Raw genomic sequence first — 18,726 nt, forward strand, 5'->3', positions numbered from 1 at the left:
CCTGGGACGAAATGGTGGAACGATTCGGAAGGCTGGTCTGGTCCGTCGTGCGGAGCCACCGCATGAACGCCGTGGACGCGGAGGACGTACGCCAGCTCACGTGGCTCCGCCTGGTGCAGAACGTCGACCGCATCCGGGATCCCGACCGCATCGGCGACTGGCTCGCCACCGTCGCGCGCCGGGAATCCCTCAAGGTCCTCGTCCGGGGAAGCAAACTCGTCATGGTCGGCGACAGCGACACTCTCGACGGGCTCTCCGGCCGCACGGAAAGCCCCGAGCAGATCATCCTGCGCGACCAGCGCCGGGAAGAGACGCTGCGCGCCATCGGCACGCTCTCCGAGCAGTGCCGCGGCGTCCTGATGCTGGCCCTCGCCGATCCGCCGGCCTCGTACGACGAGATCTCCACGGCCCTGTCCATGTCCGTCGGCTCGGTCGGTCCCATCCGCACCCGCTGCCTGCGGCGACTGCACCGCCTGCTCGCCGCCGAAGACGGCGAGCGGCTCCCGCAGGAGCTGCTGCGCGCCCGGTGCGGCTCCGCCGCATCGCCGCATCCGGACGTGTCCGGTCCGCGCCGTGTGAAGGCTCTGGTAGGGGGAGGCCGCGAGACGGCGGCCCGACAGGCCGGGCAGGCCGGACAGGAGTGATGCGCATGTCCCACTACGACGTCGGCGAACTGGTGCGGTCCATCGTCATCGACACGCTGGACATCCCCGCCGCCCTTTACCGAACGGATCTGGTCTTCTCCGCCGACCTCGGTCTGGAATCGCTGGATCTCCTCGACATCTTCTTCCGCATCGAATGCAGCGCACCGGTCGTCCTCACGGTCGAGAAATGCGGCCGGTACCTCCAAGGAGACGTTCCCGACGCGGAGTTCTGCGACGCGCGGGGAATCATCAGCGGGCGCGGACTGAGCCGCCTGCACACCGTCATGCCCCAACTCGACACCGACCGCTGGGCGGGAAGCCTCACCCTCGACCGGATGCTTTCCGAACTGTCGATAGCGAACCTCATCTCCATGGTCGAGAACCTGCTCGCCGAAGGACAGGCCGCCGCCCATGCCTGAGCACGGCGACGGAGTCCTGCGCGTGGGCAGCTACAGCGTCGACGCCGCCGCCGTCGACTACCTGATCGCCCGGCACGGCCCCGAGGCGCTGCGGCTCCCCGCGACCACCGGCTCCCCGGCCGTCCGCTGGGCACTGCGCCAGGCCACCCTGCGCGCCCTCGCCGCACCGCCCCGGATCGCGGCCAGGTGGGGCGACATCGCGCTCCGCGGCGACGGCGAGGGCCCCTGGACCCTGCTGTTCAAGGGGGAGGTCGCCCCGTACGCGCGCAGCGTCCTGCACGGCGACGTCGCCCTCTCGGTGACCACCCGCGCGGGCCGGGTCACCGCGCACGCCGTCCTCACCCGCGCCGCCACCCCTCCCACCCCCCGAGAAACCGAGGTACCCAGGTGAGCACCGTCACCGAAGCCGCCCTGCTGACGAGCCGCGAGATCACCACCGGTGAGGAACTGGGCAGCGTCCCGCTGGCCACCCCCGGCTCGGTGCGATCCGCGGCCCGCCGGGCGGCCGCGGCCGCCCCGGCGTGGGCCGCCACGCCCGGCGCCGAACGGGCCGCGATCCTGAGCCGCGCCGCCGACCTGCTGCTGGAGCGCGCCCAGGAGGCCCAGGACCTCCTCGTGCGCGAGGGCGGATCCATCAGGGGGAAGGCCTTCTACGAGGTCCACGCGGGCGCCGCCGAACTGCGCCACGGCGCCGAACTGGCCACCGCCCCCGGGCCGGCGCACGGCCCCGGCTCCGACCCGGGCCGCGACAGCGAGGTACGGCGCCTGCCCCTGGGCGTCGTCGGGGTGATCGTGCCCTGGAACTTCCCGCTCCTGCTCGGCATGCGTTCGGTCGCCCCCGCCCTCGGCCTCGGCAACACCGTCCTGCTCAAGCCCGATCCGCACACCCCGCTGAGCGGCGGCCGCCTCTTCGCCGAGGTCCTGGCCGAGGCCGGGCTGCCCGAGGGCGTACTGGAAGTGGTGTACGGCGACGCCGAGGCGGGCGCGGCGCTGGTGGAGGCCCCCGGCGTCGCCATGGTGTCGTTCACCGGATCCACCGAGGTGGGCCGGGAGATAGGGGCCGCCGCGGGACGGCTGCTCAAGCGGGTGGTGCTGGAACTGGGCGGGCAGAACGCCTTCGTCGTCCTGCCGGACGCCGACATCGAGGCGGCGGCCTCCGCCGGCTCCTGGGGCTCCTTCCTCCACCAGGGCCAGATCTGCATGGCCGCCCGCCGCCACCTCGTCCACCGGGACGTGTACGAGCGCTACACCGATGCCCTCGCCCGCCACGCCGCGGCCCTGCGCATCGGCGACCCCTACCGGACGGACGCCCAGATCGGACCGGTCATCGACCGCGGGCAGCTCACCCGGATCGCCTCCGCCGTCGAGGACGCCGTCGCCCAAGGCGCCCGCCTGGTCACCGGCGGGCGCGTCCAGGGCGGGTACTTCCCGCCGACGGTCCTGGCCGACGTGACGCCGAAGATGTCCGTCTTCCACACCGAGGTCTTCGGCCCCGTGGCCTGCGTCACCTCCTTCGCCGACGAGGCGGAGGCGGTCGAGCTCGCCAACACCAGCGACCACGGGCTCACCGCGGCCGTCTACACCTCCGACGCCGGCCGGGGCCGTGCCCTCGCCGCCCAACTGCGCTGCGGCGTGGTCCACGTCGGGGACCAGCCGGTCAACCACGACCCGCGACTGCCGTTCGGCGGGATCGGGGCCTCGGGCAACTCCTCCGGCTTCGGCGGCGAGGCGGCCCGCGAGGCCTTCACCCGCTGGCACACCCTCACCACCAGCACCCCGGCGCGTTCCTACCCCTTCTGAGAGGAAACAATGGACCTCAAGGTCGTCAAGGAACCGCGGATAGCCGCGGCTCCCGAAGGCACCGTGGTGCTGCTGATCGGCATCCGCGTCAACAAGTTCTGGATGGTGCACCGCTGGGTGCCGGCGTTCTGCGCGATGATCCCGATGCTGATCGAGGTGAGCAAGGACAAGGACCACGGCTTCCTGTACTCGCGGACCTGGTTCAACCGGACCGTGGTCGTGCTCCAGTACTGGCGCACCATGGAAGACCTGATGCGCTACTCGCACAACGCGGCCGCCAGGCACCGCTCGAAGTGGGCCTGGTTCAACCGCGCGATCGGCAACGGCGGCGCCGTCGGGATCTTCCACGAGGCCTACGTCGTCGACCCGGAGCGGATGCACACCGTCTACCGGAACATGCCGGTGTTCGGCATCGCCGCCGCCACCGAGTCCGTCCCGCAGCGCACGCGGCCCCCCGTGCCGGGCGCCAGCGGCACGGGGAAGGCCTGAGGCCGCCGTGAGCACGGCCCCGGAACACGAGGTCCTCCCGTCCGACGGCCTGCTCACCCCCCAGGACGTCGCCGTCTACCGCCAGTTCCTGGAGGTGTCGCCGGACGCCGACGAGGCGGCCGAACGGCTCGGCATCCCGCCCGCGCGCCTCGCCGAGTCGGTCGGCCGGCTCACGGACCGCGGGCTCCTGAGCCCGGACGGACCGTACCGCCACGAGGCGCTCTCCCCGGGGCTCGCGGCGCTCGCGCTGACCGCCTCCGCCCACGTCCGGGTGCACGAGCTGATGCGCCGCATCGACTCCACGCGCCGCGAACTCGGCCCACTGGGCGCGCTGTACGAGGGCCACCGACGCCGGGAGCTGGAGGGAACCGGAACCGAACTGCTCACCGACGGCGCGGCCGTGCGCCGGCGGTTCGCCGAGCTGTCGGCCCAGGTGCGCCGCAGCGTGCTGACGGTGCACCCCACCCTCGGCAGCCCCGAGACGCTGCGCGCCGCCCGGGAACTCGACCGCGACCTCCTGGCGCGCGGGGTGCGGTACCGGACGGTGCTGCCGCACACCGCCCGCCGGCAGCGCGAGGCGCTGCACCACATGACGCTCCTGGACGGCCTCGGCGCCCAGGTCCGCACCGCAGCGGTGGTACCGGGGCGGCTGATCCTCCTCGACGAGGAGACCGCGGTCGTCCCCGCGGGGGCGGGCGGCGCCGCGGTGCTGCGCGACCCGACCGTGGTCGCCTTCCTCACCGTGATCTTCGACCACATCTGGGAGCACGCGGAGCCGGTCGGCGCGAGTGGCCCGGGCAGCGCGGCCGGCCATGTCTTCGAGGACGTCGAGGCGGCCGTCCTGCGGCATCTGGCGCGCGGCAGGTCGGACGACTTCATCGCGCGCAAACTGGGCATCTCCACCCGGACCATGCGGCGTTACCTGGCCGGACTGTGCGAGAAGCTCGGGGTGGAGACCCGCTTCCAGCTCGGCGTGGCGGCCGAGCGGCTCGGCCTCCTCGGGGACCCCCGGGAGCAGGACCGCGACGCATAGGAATGCCTGATCGGCCGCATCGGCATTCGCCGCCCGCGCGGCTGGACCGGGCCGTCGGGCGAAGTGGATAGTTGCCACGACTGATCGCTCAGATACCCCCGGGGGGATCGAATGAACGGCATGATCTCCACAAAGCGCCGCTTGCGGACCGTCGTCTCCGGCCTGTCCTCCGACGCCCACATGTGGAACCTGGTCTACCTCCAACTGCTCCTGGAGGACCGGGGCCACCACGTGTCGAACCTCGGCAGCACGACGCCCGACGCCGAGATCCTCCGGGCCTGCCGCACCGAACGCCCCGACCTGCTGGTCATCAGCTCCGTCAACGGCCACGGCCGGCTCGACGGCCTGCGCCTGATCCGTGCCCTGCGCGCCGTACCGGCCCTGCGCGGCCTGCCCGTCGTCATCGGCGGCAAGCTCGGCATCGACGGCCGCGACCACGCGGGCGCCACCGCCGCGCACCTGACCGCCGCCGGGTACGACGCCGTCTTCGACGACGCGGCCGAGGGCGGCCCCGACGCGGGCCTCCTCCGGTTCGAGACCTTCCTCGCCCGTCTCGCCGACGACCGCCCGGGCACGCGGTGCGCCGCGGGACCCGGGGCAGCGGCCTGATGGACGGCACCACCGACCGGTTCACCGGCTTCGTGCGACGCGCCCGCGACGCCGGACACCTCGTCGTCCAGCCCCGGATGGGATTCGGCGAACTCCACCGCATGCGCGCCGGCCTGCGCGCCGTACGCGACGCGGACGCCACCACCGTGGGCACCGTCACCGTGGACAGCTACACCCGGTGCCACGAGGACGGGGCCGCCCTGCGCGCCCTGCGCGAACGCCCCGCCGACCTCAACGGCTTCCCGCTCCTCGCCCACGGGGTCCCGGCGGTGCGCACCCTCCTCCAGGAGGTCGCGTCGGCCGGCTTCCCCGTGCAGATCCGCCACGGCACGCCCCGCCCGGTGCGGCTGCTGCGGGCGTTGGCCGAGGCCGGCGCGGACGCCACCGAGGGCGGACCCGTCTCGTACTGCCTGCCCTACGGCCGGGTCCCGCTGGCGCGAGCCGTCGCCGAATGGAGCGCCGGCTGCGAACTGCTCGCGGCCCGGCCCGTACCGCCCCACATGGAGACCTTCGGCGGCTGCATGCTGGGACAGCTGTGCCCGCCGTCCCTGCTGGTCGCGCTCTCGGTCCTGGAAGCGCTCTTCTTCCGGGAGCACGGCCTGCGGGGGATCTCCCTCAGCTACGCCCAGCAGGTCCACCCCGGGCAGGACCTGGAGGCCCTCGCGGCGCTGCGCCGGCTCGCGGACGAGCGGCTGTCCGGCACCGCCCACCACATCGTGCTGTACACCTTCATGGGGGTCTTCCCGCGCACCGGGCACGGCAGCCGCCGCCTCCTCGCGGACAGCGCCCGCCTCGCCGTACGCGGCGGCGCCGAACGGCTCGTCGTCAAGACCCCGGCCGAGGCGCACCGCATCCCCACGGTCGCGGAGAACGTGGCGGCACTCGTCCACGCGGCCCGCGCGGCCGAGGCACAGGCCGCCGCCGGTGCGCCCGGGACCGGTGCCGGGGACGGCGCCGGAGCCGAAGACGGCGCCGCCCGGTGGAGCCCCACCGAGTCCGGCCTCTACGAAGAGGCCCGCACGCTCGTCGACGCCGTGCTGGAGCCGGGCGGCGGTGTCGGCGCGTGCCTGCTGCGGGCCTTCGCCCGCGGGATCCTCGACGTGCCCTACTGCCTGCACCCCGACAACGCCAACCGCTCCCGCGCCACCATCGACGCGACGGGCGCGCTCGGCTGGAGCCGGGCCGGCGGCATGCCCGTGACGCCGCCGCCCACGGCCGCCGCCGCCCCCGTCACCGCCGGGCAGCTGATCGAACTGCTCGGCTTCAACCGCCGCCGCTTCGACAGCCGCTCACCCGAGGCCCCGTACGGGCGTGCGTCGTGACGCGCCCGGCCTCGACGGCCACCCTGCGGGCCGTACGCGTCCGCGGGGCCCTGCGGGCCGCCGTCTCCCAGGGCATCCACGGCCTGTCGCTGCGCACTCCCGGCGGACGCTGGACCGGTCTCGACACCGACATCGCGCGCGCCGTCGCCGCGGCCGCCCTCGGTGACCCCGAGGCCGTCGACTGGCGCCCGGTCAAGGCCGACGACCGGCTGGCGGCGCTCGAAGCGGGCCGCGCGGACCTGACGGTCTGCAACCTGACCTGGACGATGGGCCGGGAGGCCGCCCGACGGGTGCTCTTCGCCGGCGTCACCTGCTACGACGGGGAAGGCTTCCTCGTCCGCGCGGACGCGGGCTTCACCGGGCCCGCCGATCTCGCAGGCCACCGCCTCGCGGTCCACCGGGGCTGCACCACCGCGGTCAACCTGGACGCCTGGTACGGCCCCCGCGGCCTGAGCGTCGAACCCGTCGCCTACGACGACCCCGCCGAGGCCCTGGCCGCCTACGCGGACGGGTCCTGCGCCGCCTACGTACTGGACCGCACCGCCCTCGCCGGCGCCCGGGCGGGACTGCCCAGGCCGCGCGACCACCACATCCTCCCGGCGTCGATATCCCGGGAGCCGATGGCGGCCGCGGTCCACGAGACCGACCCGTACTGGTTCCGGCTCGTCCGCTGGGTCCTGCAACTGCTCCTGGCCGCCGAGTACGAGACGCCCGGGGCCGCGGCCCGTCGCGCGAACCCCCACGGCCCGGCCGTCGGCCTCGACGAGCAGTGGGCCGACCGGGTGCTCGCCGCCGTCGGCACGTACGCGGACGTCTACGAACGCAACCTCGGCGCCGCGTCCGGCCTCGATGTGCCGCGCGGTCTCAACCGGCTGTGGACCGCGGGCGGGCTGCACTACCCGGTACCGCTGCACTGACCCGCCGTCCCCTCGTCCCGAACGGAGAAGTCTGATGACGCTCGTCACCGACCCCGCCGCTCCGCGCATCGCCATCGTCGGCGCGACCGGAGCCGTGGGCAGCACCCTCATCGAGCTGTTGGAGGAAAGGGCGCTGCGCCACCGCGAACTCCACCTGGTCGCCTCGTCGCGCAGCGCGGGCCGGATGATCCCGGTGGGCGGAAGGCCGTACGAGGTCCAGGCCCTGGAGGACTTCGACTTCGGCCTCGTCGACCTGGCCTTCTTCTCCGCCGGCACCGGCGTCAGCGCCGAGTGGGTACCGGGCGCCGTCGCCAAGGGCGCCCTGGTCATCGACAACACCAACGCCTTCCGGATGGACCCGGGCACCCCGCTCGTCGTGCCCCAGGTCAACTCCCGCACCCTGGACGAGCCGCCCGAGAGCGGCATCATCGCCAACCCCAACTGTTCCACCATCCCGCTGGTCCGCGTGCTCCAGCCGGTGGAACGCCGCTGGGGCGTGCGCCAGGCCGTCGTCAGCACCTACCAGGCCGCCTCGGGCCAGGGCCACCACGGCGTCGAGGAGCTGCTGGAGGGCAGCGACCTGGCGCTGCGGGACCCCGACGCGGAGCTGCCGGCCGAGCGGTTCCGGCCGCCGCTGGCGTTCAACGTGGTGCCCTTCATCGACGTGCTCCAGGACAGCGGATTCACCCTGGAGGAAGAGAAGATGGTGCGGGAGTCCCGCAAGATCCTCGATCTGGCCCATCTGGACGTCACCACCACCTGCGTCCGCGTCCCCGTGGTCAACTGCCACTCCGAAGCGGTGTGGATCGAGGCGGACGCCGCGGTCGACCGCGACGAGCTGATCGCCCTGCTGTCCGCGCAGCCCGAGGTCACCGTGCACGACGCCGAGAACCGGGCGTCGTTCCCGACCCCCCTGAAGGCGGGGCACCCCGATCACGTGCACGTGGGCCGGGTACGGGTGTCGCCGCACAATCCGCGGGGGTTCTGGCTGTGGCTGGTCTCCGACAACCTCCGCGTCGGCGCGGCCCTGAACGCGATCCAGATCGCCGAGTACGTCCTCGGCCGCGGCTTCCTGGCGGGCGGCACCCGGTGAAGACTCCCGTGGTACTGAAGTTCGGCGGATCGACCTTCCCCACCCACGGCGCCTACGACGAGCTCGCGCGCGGGCTCGACGAGCGCATCCGGTCCGAGGCCCGCCCGATGGCCGTGGTCGTCAGCGCGATGCACGGCGAGACCGAGGGGCTGCGCGGGCGGCTGCACGAGGTCAACCGGCAGCCCGAGGCCGCGACCGGCGCCGGCCTGCTGACCACCGCCGACCTGGTCAGCGCCCATCTGCTGGCCACCGCCCTGCACCGCAGGGGGCGCAGCGCGACCGTGCTCGCGGGCCACCAGCTCGGCCTGACCACGAACGCCTCCTTCCTGTGGGCCCGTGTGGTCGACACCGATCCGGCCCCGCTGCTCAAGGCGCTGTCGGAACACGAGGTGGTGGTGGTGCCCGGGGGACAGGCGGTGGACGGCGAAGGCCGCCCGACCTGGCTGGGCAAGAACAGCTCCGACCTGTCGGCCCTGGCCGTGGCCCGGGCCGTCGGCAGCCGCGTGTGCGAGATCCACTCGGACGTCGACGGGATCTACACCTCCGACCCCCACCTGATCGCCGGGGCCCGCATGCTCCCGCGGGTCTCGTACAACATGGCGGCGCTGATGTCGCTGTACGGGGCGAAGGTGCTGCACCGCCGCTCCGTGCAGCTCGCGCTGCGGCACCGGATCGAGATCGTGCTGCGCCACAACCGCGCCCCGTACGAGACGGGCACGACGATCAGCGGGGTCGGAACCCAGACGGCGGCGGTGGTCTTCGACCAGCGCTCCCTGGTGCTCGACTACCCGGACGACGCGCACGCCGACTCCGCCCACCACGCGTTCCACCTCGAAGGACTCGACACGGTGCGGCTGAACCGCAGGCCGTCGGTGGCGGTCGTCGGCGGGTACGTCGACACGGACGCCCTCCAGCGCAAGCACGGCATCAAGGCCGGCAGGGCCGCGGGCGTGCCCGTTGCGGAGGTGCGGGGCAGCAAGGTGACCATGCACGTGGCCCCCGGGAGCGAGGACGCCGTGCGCCTGGCGCAACGGCTGCACGACGGAATGGACTTCCCGGCCGCGAGCCGGACCGGCATACGAGTGGAGGCGTGAGCGACATGAGCGGAACCATCACGACCGTGCCGGGGAACAGGGACGCGACCTTCGCGGACCTGGCGCTGCCGGATGCCGTGCGGGAGGCGATCGGCCGGGAGCTGAGTGCCCTGCCCGACCCGGGCGAGGACGTCGACCGGGCGGCGGCCCGCTGCCACCAGGTGTTCGCGATGCTCCCCCTCGACCTGCTGCGCTCCGTACTGGACTTCGGCCGGTACAACGACACGCCCGGGGTCGCCCTGGTGCGCAACCTGCCCGTCGACGCGCGGACCGGCCCGACCCCGCTCGACGGCGGGCCCGGCCGGGACAAGAGCGGGTTCGTCAGCGAGGGAGTGCTGCTGGGCCTGAGCGGCCTCCTCGGAGAACCCCTCGGCGTGCTCACGGAGAAGGCCGGCCGGCTGATCCACGACGTCGTCCCGGTCGCCGGCGGGGAAAGGACCCAGACCAACCAGAGCTCCGCGGTCTTCCTGAACTTCCACAGCGACATCACGTACGACGCGACGGGCCGCTACGACCTCGCCAACCCGGACTTCCTGGTGCTCAACTGCCTGCGCGCCGGCCCCTTCGGGGATGCGGTCACCTACTACGCCGATGCCCGCGACATCTGCGGGCAGCTGCCGCCGGACGCGCTGGAACTCCTGCGCGGTCCGTTCTTCCGGCTCAACGCGCCGGGCAGCTACACCCGCAGTGTCGCGGGCGGTGCGGAGGTGCTCTCCGAACCGGTGCCGATCATCAGCGGCGGCGAGGCCTCTCCGGAGATCACGGTGTCGGCCAATGGTGTGCGCGCGCTGAACCGGGATGCCGGGGCAGCTTTCGAGCGGCTCCAGGAGACGTGCCGCGCGGTGGCGCACGCCGTCCGGCTGGAGCCGGGTCAGGCCCTGCTGGTCAACAATCGCAAGGGCGTTCACGCCCGGTCGCGTTTCGGCGCCCGCCATGACGGCCGGGACCGCTGGCTCCAGCGGACCTACGTGCGACGAAGCCTGTGGGACATCCGCTATCGGGTGACTCCGCAGGACCGCCGCGTGCACTTCTGATCGGACGGCGGGCGCCTACGAGAGCCGCCGCGGCCAGTGGAGGGTTCCGGAATCCGTGTGGAAAACCTGGTGCGTATTCGCGGGGAAACGCGTACGGGACACAGTGAATCCTCGGTTCTGTGGAGTCGAATCAGGAATTTCCGTCGCCGGGAACGGGCGGCTGGGCACCGCGGGGGATGGGGATGTCCCACTTGTCGTCGGCGTTAATCACCGTGTGCTGCCGCGTTTCTCCGGCGGAAGCCGTCACGCCCGCCAGCCCGGCTGAATGAATCACTCCGATTGCCAGAACTGCGGCGGCGATGCCCTGGGTCAGGAAAGTACGTGCGCTCATGTCGCTATCCCCTGGTATGCCTCGGTTGTGTGCGGTGCTCTCTGCGCCGCACTGGAAATCTCACACTTCTAAAGATCGAGTTCGAGTGGCCAGGGATGTCCTATGATGGAGCGGCCATAAGTGGATAGCGGCAAATCGGACATTCAGGCGGGGGCTGACCGTGACCGAGCACCACCCTTTGGACGAAGTGGCCGTTGCGACCTACGAGTACGCGCTCCGCACGGGTTCGTTCGCGGACGACGACGTCGCCCGCTCCCTCGGGGTCGAGGTGCACCTGATCACCGAGGCCCGCAAGGTCCTCCAGAACCTCAGGCTGCTCGCCTCCGCGGGGGACGACCGCGCCGTGGTGGCGCTCGACCCGGAGATCGCCGAGGCCGAGCTGGTGACGCCGCTGGAGCTGGCCATCGCCCACCGGCGCCGCGAGATCTCCGGGATCCACCAGCAGCTGCAGGCGCTGTCGGCCATGTACCGCTCGCGCGTCCAGCCCGTGGCCGAGGACGTACCCATCCGCGTCCTGGACGACTTCGAGGACGTCCGGCGCGAGATCGATCTCGCGAGGCGGCGCTGCACCGAGGAGCGCATCACCCTCCAGCCGGGCGGCGGCCGCAGCGCGGAACTGCTCGAACAGGACCTGTTACAGACCCTGGAGCTCCGCCAGCGCGGTGTCCGGATCCGGACCCTCTACCAGAGCACCGCCTCGGCCAGCCTGGCCACGCGCTCCTACGTGCGCCAGATCTGCGAAGCCGGCGCCGAGGTCCGCGTCGCGGAGGAACTCTCCGAGCGGCTCATCATCTACGACCGCAAGCTCGCCTTCATACCCAAGGAACGCAAGGGCAAGGTGCCGCCCGGCGCGGCCCTCGTGACGGACCCCACGGTCGTCGCCTACCTGTGCCGCTCCTTCGAGTCCGACTGGCAGGGCAGCCAGGTCTTCGACACCGGCGGAGCCGCGGAGTACCACCACACCGAGGAGCTGCGGATGTCGGTCATCCGCCTGATGGCGATGGGGCTCAAGGACGAGGTGATCGCCAGGCGCCTGGGAATGGCCACCCGGACATGCCGCCGCCATATTTCCGCCATCATGAACGAGGTCGGCGCCACCAGCCGTTTCCAGGCCGGGATAGTGCTCACCCGCCAGGGATTGATCCCCGATGGCGATGGTGTGTCAAGTTCCTGACGGGCGGTGTCCGCTACTTGACATGCGGAATTTCTGGCCGCACCTTCCCGTTCCTGATTCCCTTGTGTCGGCGCTGCAAGTTCGGCGAAAACCGAGCCATGGGGGAGACATGGACATTCGGCAGTTGGCGACGTTCCACAAGGTGGCGACGCTGCTCAGCTTCACCCGCGCGGCGATTGAACTGAAGTACGCGCAATCCAGCGTCACGGGCCACGTCAAGAGCCTGGAGGAATCACTGGAGGTGAGCCTTTTCGACCGTCTCGGCGGCCGGGTCGAACTCACCGAGGCCGGCCGCCGCCTCCTGCCGTACGCCGAGCAGATGCTGGCCCTCGCCGGTGAGGCCCGGGGGGCGGCGCTCGGCTCCGACGAGCCGGCCGGGGTGCTCACCGTCGGCTCGATGGAGAGCATCACCTCCTACCGCATGCCGATGCTCCTGGAGTTCTTCCACCACCGCCACCCGGCGCTCCAGATCGTCCTGCGTCCCAGCCTCTGCGCCGAGACCTGCCACGCCCTGCGCCAGGGCCTGTTCGACCTCGGCTTCCTCATGGAGGCCGAGACGCGCCACCCCGGGGTCCAGACCGAGATCCTCGGCTCCGAACCGCTGACCGTGGTCGCCGCCCCGGGCCACCCGCTGACCCTGGCGGAGAAGGTGACCACCGATGACCTGCGGGGCGTACGCGTCATCTCGGCCGAAGCCGGCTGCGCCTACCGGGAGCTCTTCGAGGCGGAACTGAACGACGGGACGGGCGAGTCGCTGCCCTTCCTGGAGTTCGGCACCATCGAATCCATCAAACGGGGCGTGGCCGCGGGCCTGGGCATCAGCCTCCTCCCGACGGCCACGGTCGCCGACTCCCTGGAAGCCGGCACCCTCGAAGCCCTCCCCTGGCCGATCCCCTTCGAGGTCCACACGCAGATCGCCTGGCGCCGCGGCAAGACACTCTCGCGCGAGATGCGCACCTTCATCGACCAGACCATCCGCTTCCTGTCCGAGGAGTACGCCGCCCACTGACCGGGCGGCGGCGCTCAGGTCGCGGAGCCCTGAACGGCCCGCTCCTCGACGGGTTCCCCGGACGCCGGGTGATCCGCAGCGCCGGCCGGGGCGGCCGCACGCAGCGCCGCCTCGACCCGCCGGTTGCCGGTCATGCTCGCGGTGACGGCGGTCATGGCGAGGAGGAGACCGGCGGCGGTGTAGAGCGGGGTGCGCACGTCGAAGACGGTGGCCAGCCAGCCGCCGAGGAAGGCACCGAACGGCGCGGCGCACATGGAGAGCATGCGGGAGGTGGAGGCGACCCGGCCCATCAGGTGGGCGGGGACGATGGCCTGCCGCAGGGAGGGGCCGAGCACCATCGTGGCGCCCATGCCCGCCCCGCAGACGGCGAGCGCGAGGCCGGCGACGTACGCGTCGGGTGCGGCGGCCAGGCCCAGGATGGCGAGCCCCTCGACCGCGGCCGTGCAGGTCAGCGCGGTCCCGGTGCCCAGCCGCCGGCCGAGGAAGGAGGCGATGGCCGCGCCCAGCAGACCGCCGGTGGCCTCCGCCGTGAGGAGCAGGCCGAAGCCGAAGGTGCCGATGCCGAGACGGTCGTGCGCGAAGAGGGCGAGTACGGTCTCCACCGCGAGGAAGGCGATGTTCCCGACCGCCGGACGCAGCGCGAGCCCGAGCAGCAACTGGTTGCGGAACACGTACGAGGCACCGGCCCGCGCCTGCCGCAGCAGCGACTCACGGGCCTGCGGTACGGGCCGGGGCACGGCGGGCAGTGACCGTACGAGCAGTGCGCAGAGGGCGAACGACACTGCGTCGGCGAGCAGCGGAACCGCCCGCCCGAGTGCGAGCAGGGCGCTGCCCGCGGGCGGCCCGGCGAAGCCGGCCGCGGCGGTCTGGGTGCCGCGCAGGCGGGAGTTGGCGCGCTCCAGGACCGCGGGATCGCGGCCGAGCAGATCCGGCAGATAGGCCGTGGCTGCCGTGTCGAAGAAGAGTCCCCCGAGCCCGAGCAGGAAGGCGACCGCCGCGAGCAGCGCGATGCTCAGCACGTCGAGCGCCGCCGCTGCCGCCGGTATCGCGAGCAGCACCGCGCGCGCCGCGTCCGTGACCCACATCGTGCGCCGGCGGTCCCAGCGGTCCACCAGCGCGCCGCCGAGCACCCCGAACAGCACCCACGGCAGGGTTCCGGCGGCCGTGACGACGGCGAGCGCCATCGGATCCCGCGTCAGCGTCAGCGCGAGCAGCGGCAGCGCGGCGTGCGTCACCCCGTCACCGAGCGAGGACACCGTCTGCGCGGTCCACAGCCGTCCGAAGCCGGTCGGCAACTTCTTTGCGTCCGAGATCACTTGGCGTCCCCTCCGGCCTGCCGGCCCGATGCCGGGTGGAAGAGTGCGAAGACGAACGACGCGTCCGGCAGCGACGGGTCGGACAGCTGCCGGTACTCGTCCGCCAGCGCGTCCAGGCGCGCCCCCAACTCCGCGAACTGCTCGTCGGTGAGCCGCAGATGCGCCATGCGCACGTGCCGCTCGGCATCCGCCGGCGCTGCCTCCAGGTCCGCCACCGCGTGCCGCATCAGCACATCCGGCCCTCCGTCGCCGGGATCCGGCAGCTCGATCGACCGCGCGGCCATCGCGTAGTACCGCTCGGTGACCCCCCGGACCTTCCGCGTGCGCACCACCTTCACCAGGCCGGCCCGCTCCAGCAGCCGTACGTGGTAGCTGGAACTGCCCTTCGCGAGGCCCACGCGCTCGGCGATCTGCGTGATCGTCGCGGGCTCGAAGCGGAGCACGGCCATGATGCGGTGGCGCGTGAGATTGGAGACGGCGCGCAACTGCTCGTCTGTGGTGACGCGGAACGTCTCGGGGAGGTCATCGGTAGCCATGCCTCAATGGTCAACGTTTCTTGACCATTGGGCAAGGGGTTTTGTTCAACTCGTCGCGTGGAGCTTGCCGTCCGGGACGCGGGCCGGGGTGGTGAGCTCGATTTCGAAGCCGTCGGTGTTCTCGAGGTAGGCGGCGTGCTGGCGGGCGCCGCCGGCGTGCGGGTGGCGGTCGGGGAAGAGGAGCGTCCAGCCGTTCTGACGGGCTTTCGCCGTCAGCAGGTCGACCCGCTCGGGGGTGTCGACGTGGAAGGCGAGGTGGTTCAGGCCGGGCGCGCGGCGGTCGTGGCGCGGGCCGGTGAGGGCGGGGGACTGTTCGAAGACGAGGTAGGTGGGGCCGAGTTTCCAGCTGCGTCCGCGGTCCCAGCTCTGGTGGAGGACGTAGCCGAGGTCTTCGAAGAGCCACGCCCACTCGGCGATGGCGCGGGCGAGGTCGGGTACCCAGATCTCGATGTGGTGGAGCGTGCCGGAGGCGGGGGCGGACGGCGGCTGGTCTGTCACGGAGAGTTGCCTTCCCGGGGGACGGTGGGGCGGCAGCCTATCCCGGCGGATATACCTGACCGGCCGGTCCGCCACCGAACTGGGGCGCCCCGTCAGTTGCCCTTCCGCCACGCACAGTTGCTGCCGGTTGGGACCGCGTCATGCACCGTCGAGGCGCTCGCACCCACCTCGGTGCCGGCGCTCACCTGGGCGGCTCGCACTCCCGGGGGAGCGCCACGGTTCCGGGCCGGTGTTCGAAGGTGTCCATGACCAGCCACTCGTCCAGCTCGGGGTCGTAGAGGTTCTGGACACCGAACTGCAGCACCTGCCAGAACGTGCCCCGGTCGTTCTCGTCGACGTAGATGTCGCCCAGCGCGAGCGGCAACCGCGGGTGGTTCCCGGGCGGCAGCTCCGGGAAGACCACACCCACCCTCCAGTGGTTCACGCGCCGCTCCGGCGCGCGCCGCAAGGTCTCGCGCCCCACGAACCGGGATCCCGCCAGCCCCTGGTTCAGATCCTCCAGGCTGAAGCCGGGGATGCGCGAGCAGGGGTGCTCGTCCAGACCGGGCCATTTGTACGTCAGTGTGTAAAGGGTGCCGTGGTAGATCAGGTTGGTGAACCAGATCGGGTACTGCGGGCCTCCGGCAGTCATCTGGCTGTCGCCGTTCCTCCCCTGCCAGGTGAACGGCACCGTGATGTCCAGGTCCCGGACGATCCACTCGCCCTTGCCGCGGAAATCACGGGGGAGGCGTGGGGGAGCGGGGGTCGGGGAGGAGCCGCCCTGCCGCGCGGCCTCGGTCCCGAACGGCGGCGCGGTCCCGGACCGGGGCTCGGCGCCGACCGGAGGCGCCGCCAGGACGAGGGCGACCAGTGCGGCGAGTGCGGCCGACGCGGCCGTCCGACGTGTGCCGTTCCAACGCATGTTCTTCCTCGGATGTCGCGTCGGGCGCCGTCACGGCGCGGAGGACAATCACGACGAATGGTGTCACACCACCCTCTGGATCAAAGGCTCCGAAACCCGCGACCAGGCAGGCGGAACACGGGTCCGGGGTCGGCGCCATCGGCTCGACGGCCCCGGGCGGACTCGGATTTCGTGACGGGACGGTGTTTCGTCACGCCTCGGCCGTGGGCCCGTTTCCCCCGGCCCCGCGCTTGCGGCGGTTCCGGTACGCCCGCGCCCGGCAGGCGGCCGAGCAGTGACGGGCCGGTCGGCCCGACCCGGCGCGGCGGCCCTGCGCCGCCGGGAGCGCCGCACCGCAGCCGGGGCAGCACGGGGGCGGACCCGGCGGAGCGGCCGCCCCCGGCTCCGCAGGGGAGACCGGACCGGCGACCGGAACCGTGCCCGTGCCCGTGCCTGTGCCCGGAGCCGTGCCCGAGCCCGTGCCAGGGACCGTGGCCGGACCCGTGCCGGGCGCCGTGCCCGCGCCCGGACCCGGCGCCGCCCCCTCCGGCGGCGTCCGGCGCGTCGTCGTCAGCCCCTGCCGCTCGGCGATCACCCCGGCCTGGAAGCGGCTGTGGGCGCCCAGCCCGAGCAGCAGCTCCGAGACGTGCCGACGGCAGGTCCGCAGCGAAATGCCCAGGCGCCGCGCGATCGAGTCGTCCTTCAGCCCCTTGGCCAGCAGGACCAGGATGCTCTGCTTGACCGTCTCGGAGATGTCGTGCGCCGCCTGCGGGCCCGTCGCGAACGGTGTCGCGTACTCCCAGTCGCGGTGGAAGACGTCCAACAGGTAGCCGAGCAGGTCCGGTTCCCGGATCAGCAGTGCCCCGCCCGACCGGGAGGGCAGGAATCCCAGCTCCCCGTCGACGATGATCATCTGCGGGAGCACCTCGGGGAGCGTGCGGACCTCCGCCCCCGCCTCGATCAGCCGCTCCGCGTGAGCCCGTGTCGCCGGGTCGAAGCGGGTGGCGTGCTGGTAGAGGCTGCGCATCCGCACACCCCGCTCCAGCAGCGCCAGGTCACGCGGCAGCGCCTCGCGCAGTGCGGCCTCCGGGAAAGAGCCGCCGTGCTTGGAGACGAGGACCTCCTCGCGGCAGTTGTCGATGACCTCCGTCAGCAGCGCCCGTACCGCGAACTGGTCGGACAGGTGGTCGATCGTGCCCTGGGGAAAGGCGTGCCGCCGCGCCTGGAGGTAGACGGGGACCAGCCCCGTGAACGCGTCCCGCCGACGCTGGAGTTCGTCCCGGCGCGCCTGCAGCCGTTCCTCGTGCGCGCGCAGCGCGGCCTCCGGCCCGGACAGCAGCCGCGCCCCCGCAGCTTGCGGACTGACGGCCTGCCAGCCCTCGCCCTCGGCCTGTACCAGACAGCTGTCGGTGAGCGTTCGGAGCGCGGCGGAGCATTCTTCCTCCCCCAGGCCGGTCTCGGCCGCGGCCCTCGGCAGGGCCGACGCGGTGAGCCCGCCCTGCACGAGCATCCACCGGTAGAGGACGATCGCCGAGTGGTCGACCTCGGGCATGCCCGCGTCCATGCCCGTCTCCATGTGCTTGCCTCCTAAAGATGCATGGCACACAGATGATCCCCTACGGGTCTGCCGCTGTCATCCCGCGGCTGGCAGAGTCGGGACCAGCAGGGGGCGACGGCATGACCGGCCGGAACCCCCCACCTGGAACTTGCGATACGTCACAGAGGAGTTGCCGTGATCAGGAAGACCGTACGGGGGATGGCGGTGCTGGCCGCCGCGGGCGTGGTGTGGATGGGCGTGGGGAGCACGACGGCGGGCACGGGCGCGGCCACCGCCGGTACGGTCATCGGCGCGGCGGCCGAGGATCCGGGAAACCCGCTCCTTGAGGGCTTCGACCCGAAGGACCAGAACGACCTCGACGGCCAATGCGCCACCACCACCGCCTGGGGCACCGGAGACTGCCCGCACAGGCGGCTCAACTAGGACCGCCCGGGTGACCGGGTGCGGGGGCGGCGGAATCCATCCGCCGCCGGTTGGGGTGGATGTGGGCCCAAACCCGGTGGAAGGGCAGCAAGGGCAGTAAGGGCAGTAAGGGCAGTAAGGGCAGTAAGGGCAGTAAGGGCAGCAAAGGCAGTAGAGCAGTAAGGCAGTACGGCGGCGCGCGATTGCTCTGCTTGCGTGCGACCACGCCGGTCGCCGTACACGACGGAACGGTCTGCGGGGCGATGCCCCGCAGACCGTTCTGATCCGCGAACGGACCGTCACCGCACCGGCTGAGCGGGTGTGTCACCCGTGGCTCAGTGGAAGCTGGTGTTGTGGCACTGGAAGCTGGCGCTGCTCATGAGCAGCAGGCCGCCTTCCTCCTCGGCGATTTCCAGCTGCTGGAGGTTGAGGATGGACATGTCGGTTCACCTCCTTTCCGTGGTCGCGCGTACGGGTGTGTCACCCGTGGCTCAGTGGAAGCTGGTGTTGTGGCACTGGAAGCTGGCGCTGCTCATGAGCAGCAGGCCGCCTTCCTCCTCGGCGATTT

Annotated in this window: 22 protein-coding genes; 15 read left to right on the top strand and 7 right to left on the bottom strand. The window is 72.3% G+C overall.

Annotated features, from left to right (window positions below; genetic code table 11):
* The first annotated feature begins 11 nt into the window (after positions 1-11).
* From ACFYXV_RS19975 to ACFYXV_RS20030, 12 genes are all read left to right on the top strand, one after another.
* Positions 12-644 carry an RNA polymerase sigma factor gene (locus ACFYXV_RS19975; RefSeq protein ID WP_389383637.1) on the top strand — a complete coding sequence of 211 codons (633 nt, stop codon included), beginning with the start codon at positions 12-14 and terminating at the stop codon, positions 642-644.
* A 5-nt stretch (positions 645-649) separates the two neighbouring features.
* Entirely contained in the window at positions 650-1,063 is a 414-nt protein-coding gene (locus ACFYXV_RS19980; protein ID WP_385466430.1) for an acyl carrier protein, read from the top strand.
* Complete coding sequence (locus ACFYXV_RS19985; RefSeq protein ID WP_385466427.1) at positions 1,056-1,454, top strand: hypothetical protein; 399 nt, start codon at positions 1,056-1,058, stop codon at positions 1,452-1,454. The genes ACFYXV_RS19980 and ACFYXV_RS19985 overlap by 8 nt, the downstream gene beginning before the upstream one ends.
* Positions 1,451-2,863, top strand: coding sequence for an aldehyde dehydrogenase family protein (locus ACFYXV_RS19990; RefSeq protein ID WP_385466424.1), 1,413 nt, complete (start codon positions 1,451-1,453; stop codon positions 2,861-2,863). Before ACFYXV_RS19985 ends, ACFYXV_RS19990 begins: the two co-directional genes overlap by 4 nt.
* A 9-nt stretch (positions 2,864-2,872) precedes the next feature.
* Complete coding sequence (locus ACFYXV_RS19995; protein WP_385466421.1) at positions 2,873-3,352, top strand: DUF4188 domain-containing protein; 480 nt, start codon at positions 2,873-2,875, stop codon at positions 3,350-3,352.
* A 7-nt stretch (positions 3,353-3,359) separates the two neighbouring features.
* Positions 3,360-4,385, top strand: a complete 1,026-nt coding sequence (locus ACFYXV_RS20000; protein ID WP_389383638.1) for a LuxR C-terminal-related transcriptional regulator — start codon at positions 3,360-3,362, stop codon at positions 4,383-4,385.
* A gap of 120 nt (positions 4,386-4,505) precedes the next feature.
* Positions 4,506-4,994, top strand: coding sequence for a cobalamin B12-binding domain-containing protein (locus ACFYXV_RS20005; protein WP_383347545.1), 489 nt, complete (start codon positions 4,506-4,508; stop codon positions 4,992-4,994).
* Positions 4,994-6,316, top strand: coding sequence for a methylaspartate mutase (locus ACFYXV_RS20010; RefSeq protein ID WP_389383639.1), 1,323 nt, complete (start codon positions 4,994-4,996; stop codon positions 6,314-6,316). The genes ACFYXV_RS20005 and ACFYXV_RS20010 overlap by 1 nt, the downstream gene beginning before the upstream one ends.
* Positions 6,313-7,233 carry a transporter substrate-binding domain-containing protein gene (locus ACFYXV_RS20015; protein WP_385466412.1) on the top strand — a complete coding sequence of 307 codons (921 nt, stop codon included), beginning with the start codon at positions 6,313-6,315 and terminating at the stop codon, positions 7,231-7,233. Before ACFYXV_RS20010 ends, ACFYXV_RS20015 begins: the two co-directional genes overlap by 4 nt.
* 34 nt (positions 7,234-7,267) lie before the next feature.
* The gene (locus ACFYXV_RS20020; protein ID WP_385466409.1) at positions 7,268-8,326 is read left to right on the top strand and encodes an aspartate-semialdehyde dehydrogenase; all 1,059 of its coding nucleotides are present in this window, start codon (positions 7,268-7,270) and stop codon (positions 8,324-8,326) included.
* Positions 8,323-9,420 (top strand): aspartate kinase, encoded by a 1,098-nt coding sequence (locus ACFYXV_RS20025; protein ID WP_385466406.1) that lies wholly within the window; start codon positions 8,323-8,325, stop codon positions 9,418-9,420. Before ACFYXV_RS20020 ends, ACFYXV_RS20025 begins: the two co-directional genes overlap by 4 nt.
* A gap of 5 nt (positions 9,421-9,425) precedes the next feature.
* On the top strand, positions 9,426-10,454 hold the full coding sequence (locus ACFYXV_RS20030) for a TauD/TfdA family dioxygenase (protein WP_389383640.1): 1,029 nt from the start codon (positions 9,426-9,428) through the stop codon (positions 10,452-10,454).
* A gap of 130 nt (positions 10,455-10,584) precedes the next feature.
* On the opposite strand, the gene ACFYXV_RS20035 is transcribed toward ACFYXV_RS20030, so the two are convergent.
* Positions 10,585-10,785, bottom strand: a complete 201-nt coding sequence (locus ACFYXV_RS20035; protein WP_385466400.1) for a hypothetical protein — start codon at positions 10,783-10,785, stop codon at positions 10,585-10,587.
* 187 nt (positions 10,786-10,972) lie between these two features.
* Here ACFYXV_RS20035 and ACFYXV_RS20040 point away from each other — a divergent pair, with 187 nt between their 5' ends.
* Both ACFYXV_RS20040 and ACFYXV_RS20045 read left to right on the top strand, forming a co-directional pair.
* A complete protein-coding gene (locus tag ACFYXV_RS20040) occupies positions 10,973-11,959 on the top strand; it encodes a LuxR C-terminal-related transcriptional regulator (protein WP_389383641.1) in 987 nt (328 codons plus the stop codon).
* Between the two features lie 109 nt (positions 11,960-12,068).
* A complete protein-coding gene (locus tag ACFYXV_RS20045; protein ID WP_383347521.1) occupies positions 12,069-12,968 on the top strand; it encodes a LysR family transcriptional regulator in 900 nt (299 codons plus the stop codon).
* A 14-nt stretch (positions 12,969-12,982) separates the two neighbouring features.
* Here ACFYXV_RS20045 and ACFYXV_RS20050 read toward each other — a convergent pair whose 3' ends face one another.
* From ACFYXV_RS20050 to ACFYXV_RS20070, 5 genes are all read right to left on the bottom strand, one after another.
* A complete protein-coding gene (locus ACFYXV_RS20050; protein WP_389383671.1) occupies positions 12,983-14,263 on the bottom strand; it encodes an MFS transporter in 1,281 nt (426 codons plus the stop codon).
* 17 nt (positions 14,264-14,280) lie between these two features.
* Complete coding sequence (locus tag ACFYXV_RS20055) at positions 14,281-14,820, bottom strand: ArsR/SmtB family transcription factor (protein WP_385466391.1); 540 nt, start codon at positions 14,818-14,820, stop codon at positions 14,281-14,283.
* Positions 14,821-14,865: 45 nt separating this feature from the next.
* A complete protein-coding gene (locus ACFYXV_RS20060; RefSeq protein ID WP_389383642.1) occupies positions 14,866-15,318 on the bottom strand; it encodes a VOC family protein in 453 nt (150 codons plus the stop codon).
* 181 nt (positions 15,319-15,499) lie between these two features.
* The gene (locus tag ACFYXV_RS20065) at positions 15,500-16,219 is read right to left on the bottom strand and encodes a hypothetical protein (protein ID WP_389383643.1); all 720 of its coding nucleotides are present in this window, start codon (positions 16,217-16,219) and stop codon (positions 15,500-15,502) included.
* 190 nt (positions 16,220-16,409) lie between these two features.
* A complete protein-coding gene (locus tag ACFYXV_RS20070; RefSeq protein WP_389383644.1) occupies positions 16,410-17,774 on the bottom strand; it encodes a LuxR C-terminal-related transcriptional regulator in 1,365 nt (454 codons plus the stop codon).
* A gap of 156 nt (positions 17,775-17,930) precedes the next feature.
* Between ACFYXV_RS20070 and ACFYXV_RS20075 the strand changes: the two genes are divergently transcribed.
* The gene (locus ACFYXV_RS20075) at positions 17,931-18,179 is read left to right on the top strand and encodes a hypothetical protein (protein ID WP_385466379.1); all 249 of its coding nucleotides are present in this window, start codon (positions 17,931-17,933) and stop codon (positions 18,177-18,179) included.
* 314 nt (positions 18,180-18,493) lie between these two features.
* Here ACFYXV_RS20075 and ACFYXV_RS20080 read toward each other — a convergent pair whose 3' ends face one another.
* Positions 18,494-18,598, bottom strand: a complete 105-nt coding sequence (locus ACFYXV_RS20080; protein WP_209441813.1) for a class III lanthipeptide — start codon at positions 18,596-18,598, stop codon at positions 18,494-18,496.
* Positions 18,599-18,726: the final 128 nt, after the last annotated feature.

It is taken from the genome of Streptomyces sp. NPDC002181, assembly GCF_042890485.1.
In the GTDB taxonomy this organism is placed as follows: domain Bacteria; phylum Actinomycetota; class Actinomycetes; order Streptomycetales; family Streptomycetaceae; genus Streptomyces.